The organism is Ancylobacter gelatini (genome assembly GCF_022601675.1).
Classification (GTDB): Bacteria; Pseudomonadota; Alphaproteobacteria; order Rhizobiales; family Xanthobacteraceae; genus Ancylobacter; species Ancylobacter gelatini.
On sequence record NZ_JAKVIL010000010.1, the window covers coordinates 66398 to 84561 of the forward strand.

Annotated in this window: 14 protein-coding genes; 11 read left to right on the forward strand and 3 right to left on the reverse strand. The window is 68.6% G+C overall.

Translation table 11 applies throughout. From position 1 onward, the window contains the following. Positions 1–301: 301 nt before the first annotated feature. On the reverse strand, positions 302–973 hold the full coding sequence (gene ccmB / locus MKI84_RS16550) for a heme exporter protein CcmB (protein ID WP_241621355.1): 672 nt from the start codon (positions 971–973) through the stop codon (positions 302–304). After that, entirely contained in the window at positions 973–1620 is a 648-nt protein-coding gene (gene ccmA, locus MKI84_RS16555) for a heme ABC exporter ATP-binding protein CcmA (RefSeq protein WP_241621356.1), read from the reverse strand. The genes ccmB and ccmA overlap by 1 nt, the downstream gene beginning before the upstream one ends. Positions 1621–1839: 219 nt before the next feature. Between ccmA and acnA the strand changes: the two genes are divergently transcribed. The 5 genes from acnA (at position 1840) to aguA (ending at position 8445) form a co-directional block, all read left to right on the forward strand. Beyond that, a complete protein-coding gene (acnA, locus tag MKI84_RS16560) occupies positions 1840–4524 on the forward strand; it encodes an aconitate hydratase AcnA (protein WP_241621357.1) in 2685 nt (894 codons plus the stop codon). 278 nt (positions 4525–4802) lie between these two features. Further along, entirely contained in the window at positions 4803–5618 is an 816-nt protein-coding gene (locus tag MKI84_RS16565; RefSeq protein WP_241621358.1) for a DUF1223 domain-containing protein, read from the forward strand. 436 nt (positions 5619–6054) lie between these two features. Continuing rightward, positions 6055–6405, forward strand: coding sequence for a DUF2794 domain-containing protein (locus MKI84_RS16570; protein WP_241621359.1), 351 nt, complete (start codon positions 6055–6057; stop codon positions 6403–6405). A gap of 49 nt (positions 6406–6454) precedes the next feature. After that, positions 6455–7327: an N-carbamoylputrescine amidase gene (aguB, locus tag MKI84_RS16575; protein WP_241621360.1), complete on the forward strand. Its 873-nt coding sequence runs from the start codon at positions 6455–6457 to the stop codon at positions 7325–7327. A 29-nt stretch (positions 7328–7356) separates the two neighbouring features. Beyond that, on the forward strand, positions 7357–8445 hold the full coding sequence (gene aguA, locus MKI84_RS16580; protein ID WP_241621361.1) for an agmatine deiminase: 1089 nt from the start codon (positions 7357–7359) through the stop codon (positions 8443–8445). Between the two features lie 52 nt (positions 8446–8497). Here the strand turns inward: aguA and MKI84_RS16585 are convergent, their stop codons facing one another. Then, positions 8498–9793: a ubiquinone biosynthesis hydroxylase gene (locus MKI84_RS16585; RefSeq protein ID WP_241621362.1), complete on the reverse strand. Its 1296-nt coding sequence runs from the start codon at positions 9791–9793 to the stop codon at positions 8498–8500. A 190-nt stretch (positions 9794–9983) separates the two neighbouring features. Here MKI84_RS16585 and MKI84_RS16590 point away from each other — a divergent pair, with 190 nt between their 5' ends. From MKI84_RS16590 to MKI84_RS16615, 6 genes are all read left to right on the forward strand, one after another. After that, positions 9984–10847 carry an acyl-CoA thioesterase gene (locus tag MKI84_RS16590; protein ID WP_241621363.1) on the forward strand — a complete coding sequence of 288 codons (864 nt, stop codon included), beginning with the start codon at positions 9984–9986 and terminating at the stop codon, positions 10845–10847. A 313-nt stretch (positions 10848–11160) separates the two neighbouring features. Further along, positions 11161–11499 carry a P-II family nitrogen regulator gene (locus tag MKI84_RS16595; RefSeq protein WP_214008024.1) on the forward strand — a complete coding sequence of 113 codons (339 nt, stop codon included), beginning with the start codon at positions 11161–11163 and terminating at the stop codon, positions 11497–11499. A gap of 50 nt (positions 11500–11549) precedes the next feature. Next, positions 11550–12914: an ammonium transporter gene (locus MKI84_RS16600; RefSeq protein WP_241621364.1), complete on the forward strand. Its 1365-nt coding sequence runs from the start codon at positions 11550–11552 to the stop codon at positions 12912–12914. A gap of 203 nt (positions 12915–13117) precedes the next feature. Beyond that, positions 13118–14443, forward strand: a complete 1326-nt coding sequence (locus tag MKI84_RS16605) for an aminotransferase class I/II-fold pyridoxal phosphate-dependent enzyme (protein ID WP_241621365.1) — start codon at positions 13118–13120, stop codon at positions 14441–14443. A gap of 354 nt (positions 14444–14797) precedes the next feature. Then, positions 14798–17263 (forward strand): FtsK/SpoIIIE family DNA translocase, encoded by a 2466-nt coding sequence (locus tag MKI84_RS16610; RefSeq protein ID WP_241621456.1) that lies wholly within the window; start codon positions 14798–14800, stop codon positions 17261–17263. Positions 17264–17408: 145 nt separating this feature from the next. Further along, a complete protein-coding gene (locus MKI84_RS16615; RefSeq protein ID WP_241621366.1) occupies positions 17409–18146 on the forward strand; it encodes a LolA family protein in 738 nt (245 codons plus the stop codon). The last annotated feature ends 18 nt before the right edge of the window (positions 18147–18164 follow it).

The window sequence follows — 18164 nt, forward strand, 5'->3', positions numbered from 1 at the left end:
CGAACCCCGGATTTACAAGGATTTGAGACTGACGGCCGGAGACGGACTTGCCCCACCCGCCAATCAAGTCGGCGGTTCCCTAACACGGCTTTCCGCATGCTGCAACACGAGGACGTGAGGGATTCAGGGGGGCGAATTGACGTAACGCTCCCGCGGCGCGCGCGCAGCCGCGGCGCAACGCCGGAAATGCGCTGCACAGCAATGGTTTCAAGGCTTTGCGCTGACCTGCGGCGCTTTGTTGCACCTGGTATGCCAGAGACCACGCCTCGTGCGTCCTTCGCGCGCACCGCCCGCGCGGTTTTCAGCCGCGGGTTGCCCGCAACGCGGCGGCGGCGGCCACAGGGCCCAGCACGATGCAGGCAAGCGAGAGCCCGAGCAGCACACGGAACGGCGTGCCGAACGCCACCGTGCCGCCGAGCGCGGTACCGGTCGCGGCCACGGCGAAGATCAGCACGGGAATCGTCAGCGGCATCACCAGCACCGCCACCAGCAGCCCGCCGCGCCGGAACGCGGCCGCGAACGCCGCCCCCACCAGCCCGAGAAACGTGATGGCCGGCGTTCCCACCAGCAGCGTCAGCGTCAGCGCGCCAATCGAGGCTGGCGACAGGTTCAGCAGCAGCGACAGCACGGGCGCGGCGACCACCAGCGGCAGGCCGGTGGCGATCCAGTGCGCCAGCCCCTTGGCGCCCGCGATCAGTTCCAGCGGCAGATCGGCCATCACCATCACGTCGAGCGAGCCGTCTTCGGCATCGGCGGCGAACAGCCGGTCCAGTCCGATCAACGAGGCGAGCAGCGCGCCGATCCAGAGGATCGCCGGGCCGATTCGCGCCAGCAGCGCGAGATCGGGGCCGATGGCGAAGGGCGTGATCACCACAACCGCGAGAAAGAACACCACGCCGAGCCCGGCCCCGCCGCCGGCACGCAGGGCCAGCGCGAGATCGCGCCTCAGCAACGCCAGAAACGCCCGTCCCATCAGAACGACGCCTCCGCCGGAGCGAGCGCCGCCGGACGGCGAGGCCGGAACGCGCCGAGATCGAGTTCGAACGAGGGCGTGAGGTCGAGCGGGGCATGGGTGGCCGCCACCATCAGCCCCCCTGTTTCCAGATGCGCGCGCGCGAGGGCGGAGAAACTCGCCTGCGCCTGCCGGTCCAACGCCGTGGTCGGCTCGTCCAGCAGCCAGAGCGGGCGATCAGCCACCAAGAGCCGCGCCAGCGCCAGCCGCCGCTTCTGCCCGGCCGAGAGCACGGCGGCGGGCAGCGCACCGAGCCCGCCAAGCCCCACCTCCTCCATCGCCTCGTCGACCGAAAGCCCCGGTCGGCCCAGCATGTCGCGCCAGAAGGCGAGGTTCTCCTGGGCGCTCAGCGCGAGCTTGTGCGCGTCGAGATGGCCGAGATAATGGGCATGGCCGCCGACGCGCTCCGGCTCCTCCACGCCCTCCAGCCGGACCTGCCCGGCCTCCGGCGCCGCCAGTCCGGCGAGAATGCGCAGGAGCGAGGATTTGCCCGTGCCGTTGGGCCCGGTGACCACCAGCGCATGGCCGGCCGGCACCGAGACATCCAGCCCCTCGAACAGCAGCCGGGCGCCCCGGCGGCACGATAGTCCTTCAGCGGCCAGCCGCATGCGCGCCCTCCCGCGAGGCGCCGGCGACGCGGCGGCGCACAATTTTTCGATGCATCGCGCAAGCCCTCTAGGATCGGAGTTTGAAATGGCTCTATATAGAAAACTGAACGACGCGCCGTTGCCCTGCGGCCGGGCCGCGCGAGCTATAGCCCGCGATGGCGCCTGCTGTCCAAGCCGCGTTGTGCGTCGCCCTTCCCTCAACGCGAGGACCAGCCCGCCGTGACGTCGCTCGACAGCTTCAAAAGCCGCAAAACCCTCACCGTCGGTTCCAAGACCTACACCTATTACAGCCTGCCGGACGCCGAAAAGAACGGCCTCGACGGGGTCTCCTCGCTGCCCTTCTCGATGAAGGTGCTGCTGGAAAATCTGTTGCGCTTCGAGGATGGCAGGTCGGTGTCGAAGAAGGACATCGTCTTCATCAAGGACTGGCTGGTGAACCGCGGCAAGGTCGAGAACGAGATCGCCTACCGCCCGGCGCGCGTGCTGATGCAGGACTTCACCGGCGTTCCCGCGGTGGTCGATCTCGCAGCGATGCGCGACGCCATGGTCAATCTCGGCGGCGACCCCAAGCGCATCAACCCGCTGGTGCCGGTCGACCTCGTGATCGACCACTCGGTGATCGTGAATTTCTTCGGCCACGCGGACTCGTTCGCCAAGAACGTCGACGAGGAATACAAGCAGAACCAGGAGCGCTACCGCTTCCTGAAGTGGGGCCAGTCGGCCTTCGACAATTTCCGTGTCGTGCCCCCCGGTACCGGCATCTGCCACCAGGTGAACCTCGAATACCTCGCCCAGACCGTCTGGACGAAGGAAGAGGACGGCGTGACCGTCGCCTATCCCGACACCTGCGTGGGCACCGATTCCCACACCACCATGGTGAACGGCCTCGGCGTTCTGGGCTGGGGCGTGGGCGGCATCGAGGCGGAGGCGGCCATGCTCGGCCAGCCGGTCTCCATGCTCATCCCCGAAGTGATCGGCTTCAAGCTCACCGGCCAGCTCAATGAAGGCATCACCGCCACCGATCTGGTGCTGACCGTCACCCAGATGCTGCGCAAGAAGGGCGTGGTCGGCAAGTTCGTCGAGTTCTTCGGCCCCGGCCTCGATCATCTCTCGCTCGCCGACCGCGCGACCATCGGCAACATGGCGCCGGAATATGGCGCGACCTGCGGCTTCTTCCCGGTCGACGACGAGACCATCGCCTATCTCGACGAGACCGGCCGCACCGACGACCGCATCGCGCTGGTCGAGGCCTATTCCAAGGCCCAGGGCATGTGGCGCGAGGCCGGCACCGCCGATCCGGTGTTCACCGACATCCTCGAACTCGACATCTCGACCGTGCTGCCCTCGCTCGCCGGCCCCAAGCGCCCGCAGGATCGCGTGCTGCTCTCCGGCACCAAGGACGGCTTCCTCGCCGCGCTGGAAGGTGAGTTCAAGAAGCCGGGCGAAGCCGCCAAGCGGGTGCCGGTGGAAGGCACCGACTACACGCTCGGCCATGGCGACGTGACGATTGCCGCCATCACCTCCTGCACCAACACCTCGAACCCGAGCGTGCTGATCGCCGCGGGCCTGCTCGCCCGCAACGCGGTCGCCAAGGGCCTGACCTCCAAGCCTTGGGTAAAGACCTCGCTGGCACCGGGCTCACAGGTGGTCGAGGGCTACCTCGCTGCCGCCGACCTGCAGAAGGACCTCGACGCGGTCGGCTTCAACCTGGTCGGCTTCGGCTGCACCACCTGCATCGGCAATTCCGGCCCGCTCCCCGAGCCGATTTCCGAGGCGATCAACAAGAACGACCTCGTGGCCGGCGCCGTGATCTCCGGCAACCGCAACTTCGAAGGCCGCGTGAACCCCGACGTGAAGGCGAACTACCTCGCCTCCCCGCCGCTGGTGGTGGCCTATGCGCTGGCCGGCTCGCTGCAGATCGACCTCACCACCGAGCCGCTCGGCACCGGCTCGGACGGCCAGCCGGTCTATCTCAAGGACATCTGGCCCTCGAACCAGGAGATCGCGACCTTCATCCGCGAGAACGTCACCAAGAAGATGTTCCAGGAGAAGTATGCGGACGTGTTCAAGGGTGACGAGAACTGGCAGAAGATCGCCATTCCCACCGGCGAGACCTATGCCTGGGACGACCGCTCGACCTATGTGCAGAACCCGCCCTATTTCGAGGGCATGGAGATGACGCCCGAGCCGGTGACCGACATCGTCAAGGCGCGGGTCATGGGCCTGTTCCTCGATTCGATCACCACCGATCACATCTCGCCCGCCGGCTCGATCAAGGAAGCGAGCCCGGCCGGTGCCTATCTGCGCGATCATCAGGTCCGCCCCGCCGACTTCAACCAGTACGGCACGCGGCGCGGCAACCATCAGGTGATGATGCGCGGCACCTTCGCCAATATCCGCATCAAGAACCAGATGCTGGGCGGCAAGGAAGGCGGCCTCACCCGGCACTGGCCGGATGGCACCGAAATGCCGATCTACGACGCCGCCATGCTCTACAAGCAGGAAGGCGTGCCGACCGTGGTTTTCGCCGGCAAGGAATACGGCACCGGCTCCTCGCGCGACTGGGCGGCCAAGGGCACCAAGCTGCTCGGCATTCGCGCCGTCATCGCCCAGAGCTTCGAGCGCATCCACCGCTCGAACCTGGTCGGCATGGGCATCGTGCCGCTGGTGTTCCAGAATGAGGAGAGCTGGCAGGCGCTCGGCATCAAGGGTGACGAGGTTGTCACCATCAAGGGCATCGAGGGCGACCTCAAGCCCCGCCAGACGCTGATCGCCAAGGTCGAGTTCGCCGACGGCACGGTGAAGGACGTTCCGCTCACCTGCCGCATCGATACACTCGACGAACTGGATTACTTCCGCAACGGCGGCATCCTCCAATACGTCCTGCGCAACCTCGCGGCCTGACCGAACCGGCTGGAGCCGGCGCCGGGGACCTTGGGGTTCGTCGCGCCGGTCCTGCCTGTCTCCGGCTTCACCTTTCCGTGCGGCGGCGACACCCGAATGTGACTGGTGCCGCCGTGCCGGTCGTCCTATTGGCTAGAGCGCGCACCGGGCAGCCCGGCGCGCGCTCTGTCTTTTCATGGAGGCCTCTCCTGTCCCGCGCGGCGCGGCCTTGCGGGCGGGCAACAAGGCTTCAGTCGCATCCTCCGTTACCGGATGCGCCGAAGGGCGACGTGCACGACATGGCTTCTTTCCTGGCTTTCCACTCCGCCGGCTCCCCTACCCAGAACACGCCCCTGTCTGCGCCGCTCGCGGCATCGCCGGGGCTCGCCGTGCTGCTGGCATTTGTGGGCTGGATGGTGACGGGCGCCTCCGGCGCGCAGGCCGACGAACTGGCGCCACGCGCCATCCCCGCGCCGGCGGCCGTGATCGAGCTGTTCACCAGCCAGGGCTGCTCCTCCTGCCCGCCGGCGGACAAGCTGCTCGGCAAGATCGCCAGCCGCCAGAACGTGATCGCCCTCACCCTCGCCGTGGACTACTGGGATTATCTCGGCTGGAAGGACACGCTGGCCAAGCACGGCCACTCCGTGCGCCAGAAAGCCTATGCCAAGCTGCGCGGCGACGGGAAGATGTTCACGCCGCAGGCGGTCGTGAACGGCCATGCCATGGCTATCGGTTCCGACGAGGAGGGGCTGGAGCGCTCCATCGCCGACGTTCCCAACCTTGCCGTGCCGGTGAAACTCGAAACCGCTGGCGGCAAGCTGGCGGTATCGGTCGGCGCGGGGTCGGGCGCAGGCGAGGTGTGGCTGTGCCCGGTCGCCAGCGCGATGGAGGTCGATATCGGCCGGGGCGAGAATGAGGGCGCCAAGGTCGACTACCACAATGTGGTGCGCGGCTGGACCAAGCTCGGCGACTGGAAGGGCGAGGAAGCCCGGTTTGAGGTTCCCCTCTCGGCGCTGCAGATCGAGGGCGTCAACGCCGCCGCCGTGCTGGTGCAGAACGGCTCCTCGGCCGCGCCCGGCGCCATTGTCGGCGCGGCACTGACGCCGCTGCCCTGAAGCCTTCGGGGATTCCCCTGCCGGGATCATTCTGCCCGGCGCTGCGGCGGGCAAAAAAATAGGGCCGGCAGCTTGCCGACCCTGAGGCCAATTCGGGGATTGAACCTTAACGCGCTACACCGAGCCGGCCCACAAAACGCCGCGGGGGGCTGGGGGGCTGGGAAACCGATGCGCCTCGCGAACCGACCCGGTGTATGGTGAAGAAGATGGCCCCCGCCATGGGCGCCGCAAGGGCCGAATTTGGGCGGCCGTGTGTTTTTCGTTAACGAGCCCGTGAGCGGTAAGGCGGCGCCGATCGGCGGGATCGACGCCAGATCGGCGCGGATCGGCGGAGGATCGGCGCACAAGGCGCTTGAAGCCTGAGGCCAGCGGCGCGATCATGACCGGGTCATGACAATCGCGCATCATGCCCAACGTCCCAGCCAGGAGGAGCCGTGTGGCCGATACCGACCCCATAGGTCTGCCGGCCGGCACCCGGATCGAGCGTGCCGACCTCGTCACCTTCGACCGGCGTGAACTCGACTGCATCCTCAACCTTTACGGCCGCATGGTCGCGCTCGGTGAATGGCGCGACTATGCCATAGACTTCACGCGCGAGCGCGCCGTGTTCTCGATCTTCCGGCGCGCCGCCGAGGTGCCGATTTACCGTGTCGAGAAGGACCCGCGTCTGGCGCGCCGCCAGGGCGCCTACACGGTGGTGTCGCAGACCGGCCTCATCCTCAAGCGCGGGCACGAGCTTGCGCGCGTGCTCGCCGTGCTGGAAAAGCCGCTGCGCGCGGTAAACTGACCCCCTCCGGCCTCCCCGCCCACCGACGCATTCCGAAGGAAGAATTCCGATGCGCAACCTCACCGTTGCCGCCACCCAGATGGCCTGCGACTGGAATATCGAGGGCAACATCGCCCGTGCCGAATCGCTGGTGCGCGAGGCCGCCGCAGGGGGGGCCGGGCTGATCCTGCTGCAGGAACTGTTCGAGACCCCGTATTTCTGCCAGGATCAGGATTACGAGTTGCTGTCGCTGTCGACCCCGTTGGAAGACAACCGGCTGCTCGCCCATTTCGCCGCTCTGGCGCGCGAACTCGGCGTGGTGCTGCCGATCTCGTTCTTCGAGCGATCGGGCCAGACCGCCTTCAACAGCCTCGCCATGATCGATGCCGACGGGCAGTTGCTCGGCCTTTACCGCAAGAGCCACATACCCGATGGTCCGGGCTACTCCGAGAAGTTCTACTTCTCTCCCGGCGATACCGGTTTCCGGGTCTGGGACACCGCGGCCGGGCGCATCGGGGTCGGCATTTGCTGGGACCAGTGGTTCCCCGAGACGGCGCGCGCCATGGCGCTGCTGGGCGCAGAAGTGCTGCTCTTTCCGACCGCCATCGGCTCGGAGCCGCATGATCCGCGCCTCGACTCCTCCGGCCACTGGCAGCGGGTGATGCAGGGCCATGCCGGGGCGAACCTGATGCCGCTGGTCGCCTCCAACCGCATCGGCATCGAGCCGGGTCGCAACGGCACCTCGATCACCTTCTACGGCTCGTCCTTCATCGCCGACGCCACCGGCGCCAAGGTTGCCGAGGCCGGCCGCGATGAACAGACGGTGCTCACCGCGACCTTCGACCTCGACGCCATCGCCCACCAGCGCCGGAGCTGGGGCCTGTTCCGCGATCGCCGGCCGGAGCTTTACGGACCGCTGCTCACCCTCGACGGCTATCGCTGAACGCCGCTGCGCCGAGAGACACATCGATCATGGCCGAGACGCTCAAGACCCTGCCCGCCGCCGACGGCTTCCGCATGCCGGCCGAATGGGAGCCGCATGCCGGCTGCTGGATGATCTGGCCCGAGCGCGCCGACAACTGGCGCGCCGGCGGCACTCCCGGACAGGCCGCCTTCGCCGAGGTCGCGGCCACCATTGCCCGCTTCGAGCCGATGACCATGCTGGTCTCCGCCGGGCAATGGACGACGGCCCGCGCCCTGCTGCCTCCCGCCGTTCGCCTGGTCGAGGCCAGCACCGACGATGCCTGGTGCCGCGACAGCGGGCCGAGCTTCGTCACCGATTCGCGCGGCCGGGTGCGCGGCGTCGACTGGGGATTCAACGCCTGGGGCGGGCTCTACGCGCCGTTCGACCGCGACGAGCTGGTGGCCGCCAAGGTGCTTGAGACCGAGCGCGCGCCGCGCTACCGCGCCCCGCTGGTGCTGGAGGGCGGCTCGATCCATGTCGACGGCGAGGGAACTGTGCTCACTACCGAGGAATGCCTGCTGAACCCCAACCGCAACCCGGCGCTGAGCCGGGGCGAGATCGAGCAGCACCTCAAGGATTATCTCGGCATCTCGACCGTGATCTGGCTCGGCGCCGGCCTCGTCAATGACGAGACCTCCGGCCATATCGACAACATCGCCTGTTTCGTGCGCCCCGGCGTGGTGGCGCTCACCTGGTGCGACGACCCGGCAGACCCGCAATACGCCATCTCCCGCGACGCCTATGAGCGGCTATCCCGGGCGAAGGACGCTAGGGGGCGGGCCATCGAGGTGGTGAAGCTGCCGCTGCCCGGCCCGCTGTTCCGCCGCGAGGACGAAGCGATCGAGATCGATTCGGGCGGCACGATGAGCCGGCATTTCGGCGAGCGGCTCGGCGGCTCCTATGTGAATTTCTACATCGGCAACGGGCTGGTGCTGATGCCGTTCCTCGATCCCGCCCATGACGAGGAAGCCCGCGCCATCCTCGCCGGGCTGTTCCCGGACCGGACGGTGATCGGGCTGCCGACGCGCGAAATCCTGCTCGGCGGCGGCAATATTCACTGCATCACCCAGCAGCAGCCGGCCGGCATGCCGGACTGAGCCCGCACCGATGGGCCGCCCCCGCAGCAGGTCCGCATGGCGTGAGGGTCGGCTAGAGCACCTCGCCGCGCAGCAGCTTCGGGACCTGCCCGCCGAGTATCTGCCCGCCAAGACCCACCCCGCCGAGGCCGGCGGCGTCGCGGATGAAATGGCTCTTCAGCGCCGGCAGGCGCTCCACCAGCCCGAGCCCGACATCGCGCACCAGCCGCACCACGTCGGAATGCGGGGCGAAGAGACGATTCAGCCCATCGGTCGCCATGCCCATGGCCAGCGTGTCGAAGCGGCGCCAGCGCTGGTAGCGCTCCAGCACGTCCGGCCCGCCAATATCGAGGCCGAGCCGCGCGGTGTCGGTCAACACCTCCGCCAGCGCCGCCACGTCGCGCAGCCCCATATTGATGCCCTGCCCGGCAATGGGGTGGATGGTGTGGGCGGCATCGCCCACCAGCGCGAAGCGCTCGTCGATGAAACGCCGCGCCATCTGGAAGCCGAGCGGGAACGCGCGCGGCTCGTCGAGAATCTCGATCGCCCCCAGCTCCAGCCCGAAGCGCTGCTCCAGTTCGTCCAGCAGCAGCGCGCGGGGAAGGGCGAGCAGCCGCTCCGCCTGCGCCGTGCTCTCGGTCCACACGATGGAGCAGCGATTGCCGGTGAGCGGCAGCATGGCGAACGGGCCGGCGGGCAGGAAATGCTCGATCGCGCGGCCCTCATGGTCGCGCTCATGGCCCACCGTCATCACGATGGCCGACTGGCCATAGGGCCAGCCCACCGTGGCGATGCCGGCCAGCGAACGCAGCCGCGAGCGCGCCCCGTCGCAGGCCGCCAGCACCGCGGCATTCAGCGCGAGCCCGTCGGCGAGGCGCAGGGCCATGCTGCCCGGCCCGGCCTCGAAGCTGGCGACGCCGGCCGGCAGCAGCGCGATGTCGCGCGCACGCACGGCCGCCAGCATCGCGTCCTGCAGCCGGGCGTTCGGCACCATATGCGCGAAAGGCTCGCCCGGTTCGACCTCGCCCTCGAAGGACAGGAACACCGGGCGCGCGGCGTCGCCGAGCTTGGAATCGGTGATGTCCATGGCAAGGATCGGCTGCGCCTCACCCGCCACCTCATCCCACACGCCGACCGTCTCCAGCAGCCGGCGCGCGCCGGCGGCGAAGGCGGAGGCGCGCATGTCATCGCTGCGCGGATCGGACGCGGCGAAATGCGGATCGGCGACCGCGATGCGCGCCTCATCGCCCATGCCGTGGCGCAGGGCGAGCGCAAGGGCGAGCCCGGCCAGCCCGCCGCCCGCGACGACCGCATCGAAGCGCGCCGCACCGACGCCATCATCCCGGGAGCCGGTCGTCTGCTGTTCCATCGCCGGACGCCCTCCGTTTCGCGCCGCGCCGCAACTTGTGCGCACTGCAACATATGCCTTAGCTGGATGCGGGGGACAATGCGCGGGGCTACGGATAGGTCCACACCCCCGGCGCTGCGCCGGATGCTTCGCCGCCACCTGCTTCGCCGTCTCGTCCTGCCCAGCCTGTCCGCCAGTACCGGGAGCCGCCATGTCGACCATCGCCGAACTCATCCAGCTTCTCGATCTCGAAGCGCTGGAAGACAATCTGTTCCGCGGCATCAATCCGCCGGAATCCTGGCCGTTCCGCACCCGCGTCTTCGGCGGGCAGGTGCTGGCGCAGGCGCTGGTGGCGGCGCAGCGCACGGTGGAGGGCACGCTCGCCCATTCGCTGCACGCCTATTTCCTGCTGGCCGGCGATCCCAGCATCCCGATCATTTATGACGTCGAGCGGGTGCGCGACGGGCGCAGCTTCGCCACGCGCCGCGTGGTGGCGATCCAGCATGGCCGGCCGATCTTCATCATGTCGGTGTCGTTCCACCGCGAGGAGCCGGGGCTGGAACACCAGCTCGCCCTGCCGGACGGCGTGCCGCCGCCCGAGGAGGTGCCCTCGATCGAGAACCTGCCCGAGCATATGCTCGCCACGCTGCCGCAGCGGGCACGCGACTACTGGACGAGGCCGCGCCCGATCGAATTGCGCCCGGTCGGCCTCGGCATCCGCCGCGACGAGCCGCGCCGCGAGGTGTGGTTCCGGGCCAATGGCGCGCTGCCGGAGGGCGAGACGCTGCACCGGGCGGTGCTGGCCTACGCCTCGGACATGACGCTGCTGGAGGCCACCGCCGTGGTCCACGGCACCAGCGTGCTCGGCGAGGGCATCCAGGCCGCCAGCCTCGACCATGCGCTGTGGCTCCACCGCCCGTTCCGCGCCGACGACTGGCTGCTCTACGCGCAGGACAGCCCGAGCGCGAGCGGGGCACGCGGCCTGGCGCGCGGACTGATCTATGACCGGCAGGGTCGGCTGGTGGCGTCGGTGGCGCAGGAGGGGCTGATCCGCCCCGTTGCCCTACCTAAATAGGGGTAGCCTGTTTATTATGCAGATGATGCCTTTTTATTACGCCCGATCGACACGCGAGATTCGCGCAGATCAAGAATTGTGCAGCTTCCCGCGCCGGGCGCCGCCGCATTTATGACAAGGATTCGCCCGCGCCACGCCGCTTCTCAACAGGTCGAGACCGCCAAAAGCCTTTAACGGTATCGGTTGGCACGCGAATTGATTCCCAGTGCCCGGCTTGTCCGAAGGAGAGGGTAAATCCCGCCTGGCCGAGTCCGACATGAAACGCCCGGCATCCGCACCAGTCGCGGAGCGGGGCCAAGCGGGGACAGGAACCATGAAGATCGTCATGGCTATCATCAAGCCGTTCAAGCTTGAGGAAGTCCGGGATGCACTCACCGGCATCGGTGTGCACGGACTGACCGTTACGGAGGTCAAGGGATACGGCCGTCAGAAGGGCCACACCGAGATCTACCGCGGCGCTGAATACGCGGTGAGCTTCCTGCCGAAGCTCAAGATCGAGGTGGCCGTCTCCTCCGATCAGGTGGCGAAGGTGATCGACGCCATTTCCACCTCGGCCAAGACCGGCCAGATCGGCGACGGCAAGATCTTCGTCTACGCGATCGACCAGGCCGTGCGCATCCGCACCGGCGAGACCGACGCGGATGCCCTCTGAGCGAACGCCACAGACCAGCCATTTTCCGAATGCGACGGAGCATTAAACCCATGACGATCAAGAATTGGATGCGCACGGGACTTCCCGTGCTGGCGACGACGGCGCTGGTAGCAGCCGCCGCTTTCGCCCAGGACGCGCCGCAGACCGGCGCCGAGGCCACCGCTGAAGCCGCTGCCGTCGTCGCCACGGTCGACAAGGGCGACGTCACCTGGATGATGGTCTCGACCATCCTCGTGCTGTTCATGACCGTTCCCGGCCTCGCCCTGTTCTACGGCGGCCTGGTCCGCGCCAAGAACATGCTGTCGGTCCTGATGCAGGTCACCGTCATCGCCGCGGTGATGATGCTGATCTGGGTGTTCTACGGCTACTCGCTCGCCTTCACCGAAGGCAACGCCTTCATCGGCGGCTTCTCCAAGGCGTTCCTTGCCGGCGTGACCACCGACAGCCTGGCGGACACCTTCTCCGAAGGCGTGAAGATCCCCGAATACGTCTTCATGGCGTTCCAGATGACCTTCTCGGCCATCACCCCCGCCCTCATCATCGGCGCCTTCGCCGAGCGCATGAAGTTCTCGGCGATCGTGCTGTTCTGCGTTCTCTGGGTGACCTTCGTCTACTACCCGATCGCCCACATGGTGTGGTTCTCGGAAGGCTACCTGTTCGCGCTCGGCGCGCTCGACTTCGCCGGCGGCACCGTGGTGCACATCAATGCCGGTATTGCGGGCCTCGTCGGCTGCATCCTGGTCGGCAAGCGCACCGGCTACGGCAAGGAACTGATGCCTCCCCACTCGCTGCCCTTCGCCATGGTCGGCGCCAGCGTCCTGTGGGTCGGCTGGTTCGGCTTCAACGCCGGCTCCAACCTCGAAGCCAATGCCGGCACCACGCTCGCCCTGGTGAACACCCTCGTCGCCACCGCTGGCGCCATCGTCGGCTGGTCGCTCATCGAATGGCTGGCCAAGGGCAAGCCCTCCATGCTCGGCGCGATTTCCGGCATGGTCGCCGGTCTGGTCGCGATCACCCCGGCCGCCGGCCTCTGCGGCCCGATCGGCGCGATCGTGCTCGGCTTCGTGGCCTCCATCGTCTGCTTCTTCTTCGTCACCACCGTGAAGAACTCGCTTGGCTATGACGACAGCCTCGATGTGTTCGGCGTCCATGGCGTCGGCGGCATCATCGGCGCCATCGGCACCGGCATCGTGGTCTCCCCGGCCCTCGGCGGCCCCGGCCTCGACGGCTACGAGATGGGCTCGCAGGTGTGGATCCAGATCCAGGCGGTCGCCATCACCATCGTGTGGTGCGGCGTGGTCTCGGCGATCCTCTACAAGATCGTCGACATCATCATCGGCCTGCGTCCGTCGGTGGAGAAGGAGCGCGAGGGTCTCGACATCACCGAGCACGGCGAGCGCGCCTACCACAGCTGATCCCTGCGCGGCGGCGCGGCACTCCCGCGCCGCCGTCCCGTTCCGGCGTCATGCGTGTTCGATACGTCGAGACGCAACCTCCCGCGCCTTCGAACCCCGGCCTCACCGCCGGGGTTCTTTTTTGTCCGCGCCCGGCGAAAAGCCGCCCGCACCCGGGCGCGCCGGGGGCACGACGGCGCCATGGTTAAGGGCGCCTTTACCGCATGCCCGGTATTCTCGCCCATCCGCCGCTCCGCGCGGCCTGCCGCGAGACCTGCTTCGTGCCCGAAACGCCCACTCAGAGCGCCGCCGCCAACGGTTCCCCCGCCTCGCTCGCCGATGCCGGGCCGGCCGCGCGCTCGCCCTTCATCCGGCTAACCGAACTGCTGGCCGACCTGACGCCCGGCAAGGCGCCGCTGAGCCTTGCGGTCGGCGAACCGCGCCATGCCATGCCGGGCTTCGTCGGCAAGGTGCTCGCCGCCCATCTCGATGGCTTCGGACGTTATCCGGCCGGCCGCGGCCTGCCCGAATTCCGCGCCGCCGCCGCCGAATGGCTCGGCCGGCGCTACGCCCTCCCCCGCCCGGTCGACCCCGAGCGCGAGGTGCTGGTGCTCAACGGCTCGCGCGAGGGGCTGTTCTTTTCCGCGCTGCTGGCGCGACGGCTGCTGTCCCCCGCCAAGCAGGCCGCCCTCGCCGGGCGCCAGCCGGCGATCCTGCTGCCGAACCCGTTCTACGCCGCCTATGGCGCGGGGGCGGAAGCCGCTGGCTGCGAGAGCGTACCGCTGCCGCTGCCGGCGAGCGGCGGCTGGCTGCCGGACCTCGACGCGCTGACCCCGGAACTGATGGACCGCACCGTCGCGATCTATTTCGCCTCGCCGGCCAATCCGCAGGGCACCATCGCACCCCGCGCCTATCTGGAGCGCCTCGTGGCGCTCGCCCGGGCCCATGAGGTGCTGATCCTGTCGGACGAATGCTATTCCGAGATCTGGCTGGGCGACGAGCCGCCGACCGGCATCCTCGAAGTGGCCGGCCCGGATTTTGGCGGCGTCGTCGCCTTCAACTCGCTGTCGAAGCGCTCCAGCCTGCCGGGCCTGCGCTGCGGCTTCTGCGCGGGGGATGCCGCCTTCATCGAGGCCTTCGCCGATTTCCGCAATGTCGCGGCCCCACAGGTGCCCGAGCCGCTGCAGCATGTCGGCATCGCCGCGCTGGAGGACGAGGCGCATGTGATCGAAAGCCGCGCGCTCTACCGCGCCAAATTCGACGCCGCCGACCGCATCCTCGCGGGCCGGTTCGGCTATGAGCGGCCGGATGGCGGCTTTTTCGCCTGGCTGGATGTCGGCGGCCTGGCCACGGCGCAGCTTGGCGGTGGCGAGGTGGCGGCGCGCCGGCTCTGGGAGCGCGAGGGGCTGCGCACCGTGCCCGGCGGCTATCTCTGCCGAACCGACGAGAACGGCGTCAATCCGGGACGGGACTATCTGCGCATCGCGCTGGTGCAGGACCTCGCCGCGACCGAGGCGGCGCTGCCGCGCCTCGTGGCCGGGCTTTCCTGAACGGGCGCAAACGGGACGGGCGAGACCATGGGTGGGTGGTACCAGGCGATGGGGCGGACGGCACAGGCGGATGAGGATACGCTCCGCGACATCGCGCGGGATCAATTCCCGCGTGACGATCTCGCGCGCCAGCCGCCGCGTCAGGCGGCCCGCGCGGCCTCGATGGGAACCGGCTCGATGGTGAAAAGCTCCTCCGCCAAGGCGGCGACCGGCCGGGCCGGCCGGCCGGGCGCCAAGGGCAAGACGGGCGTTCGCGGCCAAGCCGACACCGGCCCGGTCCGGCGCAAGCGCGCCGGGCGTGGCGGCTTCCTGCCGGAAGAACTGAAGGGCGCGCTCGGCCGCCGGGCGCAGGAAATGATCGGCCTTGCGCTTCTCGGCGCCACCGCCCTGCTGCTGGTGGCGCTGGCGAGCTGGTCGGCGGAAGACCCCAGCCTGTCGCGCTCCAGCGCCGCCCAGCCGGCGAACCTGCTCGGCCTGCCCGGCGCGGCCATCGCCGATCTGCTGATGCAGCTTCTCGGTGTCGCCTCGCTGGTGGTGGTGCTCGCACTCGGCACCTGGGGCTGGCTGATCCTCACCCATCGCCGCCCGAACCGTAAGCGCGCGCGCTATCTGGCGCTGGCGGGCGGCACCGTGTTCGCAGCGGGTCTTGCCGCCTGCCTGCCGCGCATCGGCACCTGGCCGCTGCCGAGCGGGCTTGGCGGCGTGCTCGGCGAAGGCGTGCTGGCCGTGCCCGATGCGCTGCGCTCCAGCTGGCTCGGCAGCTTCGATTTCGCGGTGATCGGCGCGCTGTGCCTGCTGGGCACCGTCTTCACCCTGCCGATCGCTTTCGGCATGGGGCTGAAGGACCCCGCCGCGGCGGACGACGAATCCGACGAGAGCTTCTATGAGGATGACGAGCCCGGCGCCTTCAGCCTGCTCTCGCTCGGCGCGCTGACCCATGGCGTGCTGTCGCTGAAGGCGCGGCTGATGCCGGGGCGCGGCCTCGCGCGCAGCCGGCTGCGCTATCGTGACGAGCCCTCTCCGGGCCTGCTGGCGCGGCTGCGCGGCCTGTTCGCGGGCGAGGACGATACGCTGTCGGTGCGTCCCGGCGCGCGGATGGAGCCGAACTTCAATCCCGACGGGCTGCGCGACGAAGCGCCGATGGATTTCGTCGAGGCCGACGAGCCGGAGGATTTCGACGAGCCGCTCCCCGAGCCGGAGCCGGAGCGCGCACCGGCCCGCGCCGGCCGCCGCACCGCGCTGCGCTCGATCCGGGGCGGGCGCGCCCGGGCGGAGGAAATGCGCCTGCGGTACATGCTGCCCGGGCTCGACCTGCTTTCGCCGCCGCCGCCGCGCGGCGGACCCTCGATCCCCAAGGACGAACTGGCGCAGAACTCCCGCGACCTCGAAGGCGTGCTCGACGATTTCGGCGTGCGCGGCGCCATCGTGAACGCGCGGCCCGGCCCGGTGGTGACGCTCTATGAGCTTGAGCCGGCGCCCGGCATCAAGTCGAGCCGCGTCATCGGCCTCGCCGACGACATCGCCCGCTCGATGAGCGCCATCTCGGCCCGCGTCGCGGTGATTCCCGGCAAGAACGCCATTGGCATCGAGTTGCCCAACCCCAAGCGCGACAAGGTGCTGCTGCGCGAGATTCTCGCCGCCAAGGATTTCGGCGAGGCCGCGCACAAGCTCGCCATCGCGCTCGGCAAGACCATCGGCGGCGAGCCGGTGATCGTCGATCTCGCCCGCATGCCGCATCTGCTGGTCGCGGGCACCACCGGCTCGGGCAAGTCGGTCGCCATCAACACCATGATCCTGAGCCTCCTGTACCGGCACAGGCCGGAACAGTGCCGGCTGATCATGATCGACCCCAAGATGCTGGAACTCTCGGTCTATGACGGCATCCCCCACCTGCTGACGCCCGTCGTCACCGACCCCAAGAAGGCGGTGGTCGCGCTGAAATGGGCGGTGCGCGAGATGGAGGAGCGCTACAAGAAGATGTCGAAGGTCGGCGTGCGCAACATTGACGGCTTCAACGCCCGCATCGCCGAAGCCAGCGCCAAGGGCGAGACCATCGTGCGCACCGTGCAGACCGGCTTCGACCGCGAGACCGGCGAGGCGATCTATGAGCGCGAGGAAATGGACCTCTCGCCGATCCCCTATATCGTGGTGGTGGTCGACGAGATGGCCGACCTGATGATGGTCGCCGGCAAGGATATCGAGGGCGCGATCCAGCGCCTCGCCCAGATGGCCCGCGCTGCCGGCATCCACCTGATCATGGCGACACAGCGTCCCTCCGTGGACGTCATCACCGGCACGATCAAGGCGAATTTCCCGACACGCATCTCGTTCCAGGTGACCTCGAAGATCGACTCGCGGACCATTCTCGGCGAGATGGGCGCGGAGCAGCTGCTCGGCCAGGGCGACATGCTGTACATGGCCGGCGGCGGGCGGATCTCCCGCGTCCACGGCCCGTTCGTCTCCGATCAGGAGGTCGAGCGCGTGGTCGAGCACCTCAAGGCGCAGGGCGCGCCGGACTATCTCGACGAAGTGACCATCGATCTCGATGCCGAGAGCGGCGAGGATGGCGCGGTTTTCGACAAGGGCTCGTTCGGCGGCTCGTCGGGCGAGGAGGGCGGCGACGTCTACAGCCAGGCGGTGGCCGTGGTGATGCGCGACCGCAAGTGCTCCACCTCCTATATCCAGCGCCGGCTGCAGATCGGCTATAACCGCGCCGCCTCGCTGGTCGAGCGCATGGAGCGGGAGGGCCTGGTCGGCCCGGCCAACCATGCCGGCAAACGCGAAATCCTGATGGAACCGCAGGAGACAGACAGCTATTGAACGGGATGTGAGCGCGCCTGATCCCCACGCCTGACCCGGGGGCCACAGGATCGCCACAGCCGCGCGTTATTGGCAGAATCATTGATGCCGACGCCCGTTCAGGCAGCGCCAACCTCGCGCGACAACCGCGCCTTCGGGAGTGCATATGCGCCATTTCCTGCCGCTCTGCGCCGTTCTCCTTCTCGCTCCCGCTGCGGCGCTGGCCCAGCAGGGACCGGCGAGCATCGCGCCGCTTGCCGCCGCCCCGCTGCCGCCCAAGCCGCCGCTGCAGAAGCAAACCGGACCGGCGACGCGGGCCGCCGCCGCTACCGCCCCGGCCGACGGCGCCGTGGTGCAGATCGCCGCCGCCGCGGGAGCGCAGGGCACCGCGGAAACGGTTCAGCGCATCAACGACTATTTCAACAGCTTCAAGACCATGGTCGGCGATTTCGTGCAGGTCGACCCCGACGGCACCCGACGCCAGGGCGAGTTCGCGATCCTGAAGCCCGGCCGCGTGATCTTCCGCTATGCAGCGCCAAGCCGCATCGAGCTGGTCGCCGACGGGCGCTCGGTCGCGGTGCGCGACAAGAAGCTGAAGACGCAGGACATCACCCCGCTCTCGGCGACGCCGCTGCGCTTCCTGCTCTCGGAGAACTTCAACCTCGCCCGCAACGCCAACGTCACCGGCGTTTACAAGGACGACGTGTTCGCCACCGTGGTGCTGGAGGAGAAGCAGCCCATGGTCGGCACCTTCAAGCTGATGATCATGTTCGACGCCCAGACCATGCAGCTCAAGCAATGGACGGTGACCGACCCGCAGGGCTACGACACCACGGTCGCGGTCTCGAAGCTCGACACCAGTTACCGGCCGGATCCGGCACTGTTCGTGATCAACCGCGATTGAGCGGGACGGCCGGGTGGC